The organism is Oleiphilus sp. HI0123, assembly GCF_001635315.1.
Window position 1 is genome coordinate 1 of sequence record NZ_LWGE01000839.1, and the last position, 10,059, is coordinate 10,059.

At 46.4% G+C, this 10,059-nt stretch carries 3 protein-coding genes; all 3 read left to right on the forward strand.

The window, feature by feature from the left end:
* A partial coding sequence (locus A3761_RS26170) for an S-layer family protein (RefSeq protein ID WP_068750048.1) occupies positions 1–5,238 on the forward strand: 5,238 nt, incomplete at its 5' end.
* Between the two features lie 28 nt (positions 5,239–5,266).
* On the forward strand, positions 5,267–6,769 hold the full coding sequence (locus A3761_RS07320) for a hypothetical protein (protein ID WP_068739738.1): 1,503 nt from the start codon (positions 5,267–5,269) through the stop codon (positions 6,767–6,769).
* Between the two features lie 440 nt (positions 6,770–7,209).
* Positions 7,210–10,059: DUF5011 domain-containing protein (locus A3761_RS07325; protein WP_156491714.1), on the forward strand; the 2,850-nt coding region annotated here is incomplete at its 3' end.

The following is a 10,059-nucleotide window of genomic DNA, read 5'->3' on the forward strand; positions in this document are numbered from 1 at the left end:
ACCGTAACACGAGACATTATCGTTGCAGACCGAAGCGCTCCACTCATCACTATTACCGGTAGTACTACAGTTAATCATGAGCAAGGCACTTTATATACAGACGCTGGCGCAACTGCTAGTGATGTAATTGACGGTGATATCAGTGCAAACATCGTCACAAGCGGTACTGTTGACGTTAATACTGCCGGTACGTATAGCATCAATTACAATGTAAGTGACGCTACTGGAAACGCGGCAACACAACTCACCAGAACCGTTATTGTCAGTGACACAACTATTCCGGTAATCACCCTTAACTCAACGAACCCGCTGGATCACGAAGTCGGCACAATCTTCGTCGACCCAGGCGCAACAGCCAGTGACAACACTGACGGAGATATCAGTACAGCAATTGGCGTTACCGGAACTGTTGATGCCAATACGCAAGGTGCATACACCCTTACCTATAATGTTTCTGACTCATCTGGTAACGCAGCAGCAACCGTAGTTCGAACTGCAAACGTCGTGGATACTGGAGTACCCTCTATTGCACTTATTGGTGACAATCCAGTGCTACACGAACTACAGACGCCATACACAGATGCTGGTGCGACCGCTTCAGATGCAGCAGACGGCGACCTAAGCGCTTCAATCACAGTGACTGGGTCAGTCGATCCGGATATCGCCGGAACTTACACACTTAGCTATGATGCAAATGATTCCCAAAGTAATGCTGCAACAACGGTAACCAGAGATGTAATCGTTGCTGATAGAACAGCTCCAGTAATAACGATTACTGGAGGCAGCACCGTTAACGCTGAACAAGGAACGGTTTATAGCGATGCCGGAGCGACCGCAACAGACATCATAGATGGCGATATTAGCGTAAATATCATTACCACTGGCGCAGTTGATACAAATACCGCTGGTAACTACACCATTCACTATAATGTTAGCGATGCCGCTGGAAACCCCGCTATTCAGGCGAGTAGAACTGTAATCGTAAGCGATACAACAGCCCCACTTATCACCCTTGCTGGAGCCAACCCCTTAGATCACGAAGTAGGAACAATCTTCGTCGATCCTGGCGCTAGCGCTAGCGATAATATTGATGGAGATATCAGTCTAAGTATTGGCGTCACAGGAACAGTCGATGCCAATACACAAGGCACGTATACGCTTACCTACAATGTATCCGATTCATCAGGAAATGCTGCAGCAACCACTACACGAACAGTGAATGTTGTGGATACTGGCGCACCAACCATAACACTAAATGGCGACAACCCTACCCTGCATGAACTACAAACCACCTACACAGATGCTGGCGCTACCGCTACGGATGCTGTGGATGGTAACTTAAGTGCATCCATCATCGTTAGTGGGACAGTCGATGCGAATATCGCGGGTACCTACACCCTGTCTTACAACGTTACCGACCTACAAAGCAATGCTGCACCCACGGTTACCAGAGACGTAATCGTTGCCGATAGAACCGGCCCCGTGATTACTCTACTTGGCAGCGCTACAGTTAATGTAGAGCAAGGCGCGACATACACGGATGCGGGTGCTACGGCATCAGATGCCATTGATGGTGACTTAAGCTCCAACATTGTGCTTGGTGGTGCAGTTAATACCAGCGTAAGTGGAAGCTATACCCTTACTTACAACGTTAGTGACGCCTCAGGCAACGCTGCGACGCAAGTCTCGCGAACTGTTATTGTTAGTGACATGACTGCGCCGGTAATCAGCTTAGTCGGCACAGACCCGCTCAATCATGAAGTAGGCACCATATTCCTCGATCCAGGCGCTATCGCCTCAGATAATATTGATGGTGATATTTCAGCAAATATTGGAGTTACCGGCTCAGTAGATGCCAACACTGTCGGCGCTTATATCTTGTCATATAACGTTTCTGATGCAGCAGGCAATGCCGCAACCACGGTTAATAGAACTGTAAACGTTGCCGATACTGGCGCACCAACCATCACCATGTCTGGTGCCAACCCACTTAATCATGAGCTAAATACAATTTACACCGACCCGGGTGCGACTGCATCAGACGTAGTCGATGATGACGCTACGCTTAGCGCAGCAATTGTCACCATTAATAACGTGAATGAAAATGTCGCAGGCACATACACGGTCACTTACGATGTGACAGACTCTGGTGGAAACCCTGCCGTACAACAAGTCCGAACAGTTAATGTCGGCGACTTTACTGCACCAATGATAACTCTAATTGGCAACACAACCGTAAATATTGAACTTGGCTCAAGCTATACCGATGCAGGCGCAAGTGCGACAGATAATATTGATGGCGACCTGAGCTCCAGTATTATTTCAAGCGGAACAGTCAACCCTCTTGCGACTGGAACATATGTAATTAGCTATGACGTAAGTGATGCAGCTGGGAACAATGCCGTACAGCTTACGCGAACAGTAATCGTCACCGATACTACCGCACCGGTTATCACATTACTTGGCTCGGCAAGCATCAACCATGAACAAGGAACTGCTTATAGCGACCCTGGCGCCAGTGCTACAGACAATACTGACGGTGATATCACCGCCAGCATCACTGTATCCGGTTTTGTCGATGCAAATGCCGCTGGCACATACACTCTCAATTACAACGTTAGCGACAGCGCAGGAAATAACGCAACAACACTAACACGTACTATTACAGTTGTTGATACAACGCTACCGGTATTGACCTTAAGCGGAAGTACTCCAACTAATCATGAGCAAGGAACAAGCTATACCGATGCAGGCGCATCCGCCAGTGATACCGTTGACGGAGACTTAACTGCAAATATCCTTGTCACGGGCTCCGTTGATGCAAATACTGCCGGCTCCTATATTCTTACTTATAATGTTAGCGATACAGCCGGTAACGCAGCCACATCAATTACAAGAACCGTTATCGTGGCCGACACGACAGCCCCTGCTATTACCATTATCGGCAGTTCAGTCGTCAACCATCAACAAGGCAGCACCTATACAGATGCAGGCGCTACTGCCTCCGACCTTATCGATGGCGATATGAGCGCTAGTATTGTTGTCACGGGCAGTGTATATGTTAATGTTGAAGGCTCGTATATCATCAGTTATGACGTAACAGATGCAGCAGGAAATGCCGCGACCACCGCAACAAGGGCTGTAAATGTTGGCGATACGATTGCGCCAACAATAGCTTTACTTGGAAATGCAATTGAAAATCATGAACAAGGAACAAGCTATACCGATGCAGGAGCGAGCGCTAACGATAATTTTGACGGGGATATTTCTGCAAACATCGTTGTTAGCGGAACTGTCGATGTAAATGCGCCAGACACCTACATACTCAGCTATGATGTCAATGATGCCGCTGGTAATGCCGCTGCTACAGTTAATAGAAGCGTTGTTATCGCCGATACAACAGTTCCAGTCATTACAATCAACGGTAATTCTAACGAAACCGTTGAACAAGCTACCAGCTATACCGACGCAGGCGCGACGGCAAGCGACAATGTCGATGGCAACCTAAGCAGCAACATCATCGTATCCGGCGATACGGTTGATATTAATACAGCTGGGATTTACACCACTCGCTATGATGTCAGTGACACTGCGGGCAATAATGCTGTACAAGTAACACGAACCGTCACAGTCGAAGACAGTACTGCACCACTGATTACCCTACTGGGCTCCAGCCCGCTTAATCATGTTCAGCTCACACCTTATACCGATGCCGGTGCAACAGCCTCTGACAGTGCTGATGGCGACATTACTGCCAGTATCACGCGAACAGGCGATGTAGATACCAATATAATTGGCACTTACCTAATTTCTTATGACGTAAGTGATGCTGCGGGTAACGCTGCAACAACAGTCTCACGCACAGTGAATGTAACAGACGGCATCGCACCAACAATCACTCTTCTGGGCAACACGATTGTCAATCATGAACAGAGCACCTCTTACACAGATGCAGGCGCAACAGCTGACGATAACCTTGACGGTGATGTCACCACCAATATCGTACTTAGTGGAGCTGTTGATGTTAATACTCCCGGAACCTACGTGCTCAGCTATGACGTCAATGATGCCGCGGGGAATGCTGCAACGACCGTTACTAGAACAGTCATCATTGCCGATACAACTATTCCAGTCATTACGCTAACAGGCAATGCAGCTGAAACAGTTGAACAAGGAACGAGCTATACCGACGCTGGTGCAACAGCCAACGACAACGTGGATGGCAACCTAACTTCCAGCATCGTCATAAGCGGTGATACCGTCGATGCAAATATTGCAGGCATATACACAATAAGATACGACGTCAGTGATACTGCCGGTAATGCTGCTCTACAGCTTAGTCGCACAATCACTGTTCAGGATACAACGATTCCAGTGATTACACTTACTGGCTCCGACCCGACCAACCACGTTCAAGGTACTGCTTATAATGATGCCGGCGCAACGGCTCTAGACAGCGCTGATGGAGACATTTCCGGCAACATAGCAAGGACAGGCTCTGTCGATATCGACACGATTGGAAGTTATGTATTAAGTTACAATGTTAGTGACGCTGCCGGTAATGCCGCGGCTACAGTTACTCGAACAGTAAACGTAACGGACGGCATCGCTCCTGTAATCACCCTTGTAGGTGACTCAACCATTGATCATGTTAATGGCCAGTTATTCACTGACCCTGGTACGATAGGATCAGACAACCTTGACGGAGATATTAGCCTCAACATTACAACAGGCGGCTTTGTCGATATTAATACCGATGGCACCTACGTCTTGAGCTATGACCTTGTCGACGCTGCTGGAAATGCCGCAATAACCGTGCAAAGAACCATTAATGTTGTCACCCCTGCTGCAATATTTGTCGAGGCCGAAACGGGCACAATCGGTGGTGGGCCAGATGTAGAAAGTTATGGCTCAGGCTTTACCGGCTCAGGTTATATCAATATAAGCTTGGCACAGGATGGAGATTACATTGAGTTCTCGGATATTCAGGCGTTCGCCATCCCTTACAACCTAACAATCCGATACGCTTCATCAAATGATAGCTCTTCTTTCGATATCCTTGTGAACGGTAGCGCCGCTGGTAGCATCGCTCTTTCTGCGACTGGTGATAACGCTCTCTATTTGGATTCAGCTGCTTTGCCTGTCACGCTAGTATCGGGCGCTAACACCTTGCGATTCAATATACTTGTCGATCCAACCGATAAACGAATCGACTCGTTTACTCTAACGCCGCAATAGAATGGAAATTAAAGCTTAAGGTGAAACTATGTTGAATCGATTTATTTACGCTGCTTGTCTACCAATATTATTAAGTGCCTGTGATGGCGGTAGCAAGCAATCGAGCACTGAACCAGCGGATATCAGAACAGGCAGTTTTATTGATAGCCCGGTATCAGGCCTATATTATGAAACAGAAACACAGTCAGGCATGACGAATGAGCGTGGTGAGTTTTCTTATAGCGATGGCGAACAGGTTAAATTCTCTATTGGTGGAATCTATCTAGGTACATCAGAAGCACAGGAACTTATCACGCCTTTTGATCTATCCGGTTCCGCCCCGCTAAACAGTGAAAAAAGTATCATTACAAGTCTGCAAAGCACCGACATATCCAGCTTTGACCGCGTCATCAACATAGCGACACTCCTTCAGGCACTCGACCAGGACGGCGAGCCTGAGAACGGCATAGACCTTGGAAACGCTCACACAGAATTAGAGCTTTCAACAATCAATTTCTATGTAAAGGCCTCCCAGTTTACCGAGCAAGTCGATTTTAAAGGCGTTCTATCGCAACTCAATATCGAAAGCCACAGAACCTTCACTCAAGCAGCCCAACATCTTTATGAAAACCTCGATATCAGTATCGAATCAAACCTTAACTCTGCAGTTTTATCGAATGAAGGTAACTTAGATAAAACCCTCGTTCAGTATTCATACAGCCAAGAGCGGCTTCTAACAAGCCAGGAAACAGACTTCAATAACGATGGAACTGTCGACAAAACCATTCACTACAGCTATGACAGTCAAAACCGTTTAACGCAAACATCTGATAGCGCGTCAAATACAGTTGAAACAATCAGCTATGATGATGACGGTAATATCCTGAGCAAAGAAATAGATAGACCTGAAGACGAACTCGATATATTGCAATCCTACACTTACCAAGACTCTCTACTGTCAAAACTCGAAACTGATTTGGGGAATGATGGCACAATAGATATTTTGGCAGAATATCAATATGACACCGAGGGCAATGTTATTCTGTATACAGTCAGTCGCAATAGCGAACTTGCTTCAAGCGTCTCATATACATACTCCGGAAACAGGCTTAGATCTCAATCTGAGGATAGTGATAATGACGGCGAAGCAAACTCTTCAATCAGCTATAACTATGACTTAAACGGCAATATCCTAAGCCAGCATAACATTCGATCCAACCAGGAAAACACTCAAACTTCTATAAGCCGCTTCAGCTACGACAGTAACAATCGCCCAAACCGCTACGAGCGTGATGATAACCAGGACGGCACACCAGAATATATCGAGTCATATCAATATAATAATTTGAACAAGCGGACCGAATACAAAAAAGACCTCGATGGCGATCGTGTTTGGGATTTTGTAGCCCAATATGATTACGATATCAATGGAAACCGAACACAAATGCTTGAAGATAGCGATGGCAACGGCATTGTCGACAAGGCTTGGTTTGCAGACTATCAGGCAGCATCATTTGACAACGCCTGGGACAGAATTATCGAACAACTCTGAGCTAATTAAAGATTCATAATTCCTTTTAAAAACCTGCGATAAGCAGGTTTTTTATACTCTAAAAGCAGTTAACAAGCAGCCCCTCAATTAACGACTCACCTTACAGGCATACAGAAATAAGAAGCCAGACCACACACAAAAACCACAAACACTAGAAACATAAATATTATTCATTTTTAGTTTCAACAACTTATAAAGCCACGCCACAGCAAAACAAAAACACCCAAACCCAAAAAAAGAACCATTTCACCCGACAAGCGTGCTCCATTTCAATTTTTGAAAAAAAATATCGCTGTTTGTTAAGCAGCTTCGCTCATTCATTAGACTCAGGTAAGTATTGCCGTTATATTCGCCGCCTTGGAAGCCTTACTTGAAATTCAGGCCATGGAACAGTAAGGCGACCAAGAACTTTCATACCTCATTCGTTATGGATAATAAATATGTACAAGCTAAAGCTAGCGGTCGCCTTTGCCTCTCTATTTATCTCATTGTTCTCGGGAGTTTCCTATTCGGCCCCGGGTGACCCTGGCAATATTCTAACGACACTAAGCATTAACAACATCAGTGGTGATGGTCGCACCCCTTCCACCCCCCACGGCGTCACCATGCATGACGGCTACCTTTGGGTCGTCGATTTTGGCACCGACAGAATCTACAGGGTCTATCCAGAAGATGTCTATGACGAAGAAGGAGCGCTTCAATTTTCTGCCGGTGATAGTGATTTAAACCTTCCCCTTACAGACACAGATAATCCGCCAATTAACAGTGACGGAAACCCCATCCCTACTTGCGGTGCAACACCGGCCGGTCAATACTGTGGCGGTGGCGGTTTAACCTTTGCCGAGAATTATCTTTGGAATGCCAGCCCTATTACAGACAACATTATAAAAATCGACCCTGTTGATGGAGATAACCTCGAATCCGAAAATGCACTATCAGAGCTCGAGTTTCCATCACCAACCGACATGACTTATGACGGACATAGCTTCTGGATAGTTGACTGGCAAACTAACACTATTAATAAGGTTCGCCCTGAAGATGGCGCGCTACTTCTATCATTACCCGGCCCTTCAACACTACCTTCTTATCAGTCTAACCCTTCTGTCACCAATGCTCGTCCTTTCGGTATTACCTGGGATGGTCGCGACTTGTGGGTAGCAGACCAACAAGAACAAAAGATATTTCGGGTTGACCCCACTGACGGTAGCGTGGTCGGTTTTTTTGAAACACCAGGCTCAAACCCCAAGGGCTTAAGCTGGGACGGGGAACTAATTTGGCACGCTGACCAAACAACAGGCCTAATTTACGCGATTGAAACAGGTGTCATACCTTTCGGTATCACAGGCTGTATCGAAAAGAATGGTGTAGCAATCGAAGCAGACCTACTTCTCAGCCAAACAGCACAATCGGATATAACCACAAGCACCGATGTGGATGGTTGCTTCCAGTTTACCAATTTTGTTGCTGGCTCCCCGATTCAGCTTCAAGCAAACGAGTCAGGTGTTGACCTTAAGCCGGTTATTACACTTAGTGAAACGTCACCTGGTTCAACTGATGTCACCCTCTTGGTCGGCGATACCTATGCAGAGCCTGGCTTCGTTGCGATAGACCCAGAGGACGGTGACATTAGTGTCGATGTTATCACTAGACCAAACGTCCTTGATACTCCCTCTATTATTGATACTTCCACCCCTAATAACTCCGGCATTCAAATTGAATACGATGTTGTCGACAGCCAAGGCAACAACGCGACAACAGTTATCCGAACTGTATACGTCATCGAAGAAGATACTACTGCACCAGTGATCACTCTTATTGGTGACGACCCTACTTATGTTGAACAGCTTTCGACTTATAATGAAGAAGGCGCTACCGCTATCGATAACCGTGATGGAGATATCAGCGCCAACATTATGATCAGTGGAAACGTCGATTCTGACACTGCCGGCACTTACACACTTGCTTACGATGTTACCGATGAAGCTGGCAATGTAGCCACGACCGTAACGCGCGAGGTGATCGTTCAAGATACGACTGCACCAGTAATAACACTTATCGGCGACGCAGTTGTTACACTAGAAAGAGGCGATAGCTTCTCAGATGAAGGTGCCAGCGCCGTCGACAATGTTGACGGAGATATTAGTGCAAGCATAGTAAGTTCAGGTAGCGTAATCAGCGGAAGCGTTGGCAGCTACATCATAAACTACAATGTTTCTGACACTGCTGGTAATTCAGCTATTGTTGTATCGCGTACAGTTAACGTCGTCGACACCACCGCGCCAATCATTACCTTATTAGGAGCTGCTCCATATAATCAAGAAATTAACACCCCATTTAATGACCCAGGCGCTACCGCAATTGATGTTCCTGGTGAAGACTTATCAAGTTCGATTGTCGTAACAGGTACGGTAAATACTTCAGTCGAGGGAACCTACACTCTTTCTTACGATGTAAGCGATGCATCGGGTAACGTTGCAACAAGCATTTTCCGAGATGTTATCGTTGCCGATTCCGGTAGCCCTATGATCACCCTACTCGGAGATAACCCTCTCACTCACGCACAAGGCTCGCCTTACACTGACCCTGGCGCAACAGCTACGGATGCGGTAGATGGTGACCTTTCCGGAAGCATTGTTGTCGGTGGCGACACGGTAGACCCTAACTTAATCGGCAGCTACCTTATAACTTACGATGTCTCAGATTCATCGGGCAACCCTGCTCCAACCGTAACCCGTACAGTCAACATAGATGACTCAACAGCCCCAGTAATTACTTTAATTGGCGATACAAACACCAATCACCAGCTTGGCACAGCCTACGTCGATGCGGGCGCTACAGCATTAGACAATATAGATGGCGATATTAGCTCAAATATTGTTGTTAGCGGTGATACCGTCGATGGAAATACTCAAGGAACTTACACAGTTATCTACAATGTCACTGATTCATCAGGAAATGCTGCAAACCCCATGGTAAGGTTTGTGACGGTAGATGATGTAACACCACCGGTAATCACCTTAGTTGGCAATAACCCAATTAATCATGAAGTGAATACAATTTACACTGACCCTGGTGCCACAGCCACAGATAATACTGACGGCGATATTTCTGCAAACATCGGTGTCAGCGGTACAGTCAATGCAACCGTAATCGGCAGTTATGTACTGAGCTACAACGTGAACGATTCCTCAGGCAACTCTGCTACTACCGTTACCCGAACAATTAACGTTCAAGATACTGGCGCACCTAGCATCACTCTACTAGGTAGCAGCCCACTTAACCATGAACTA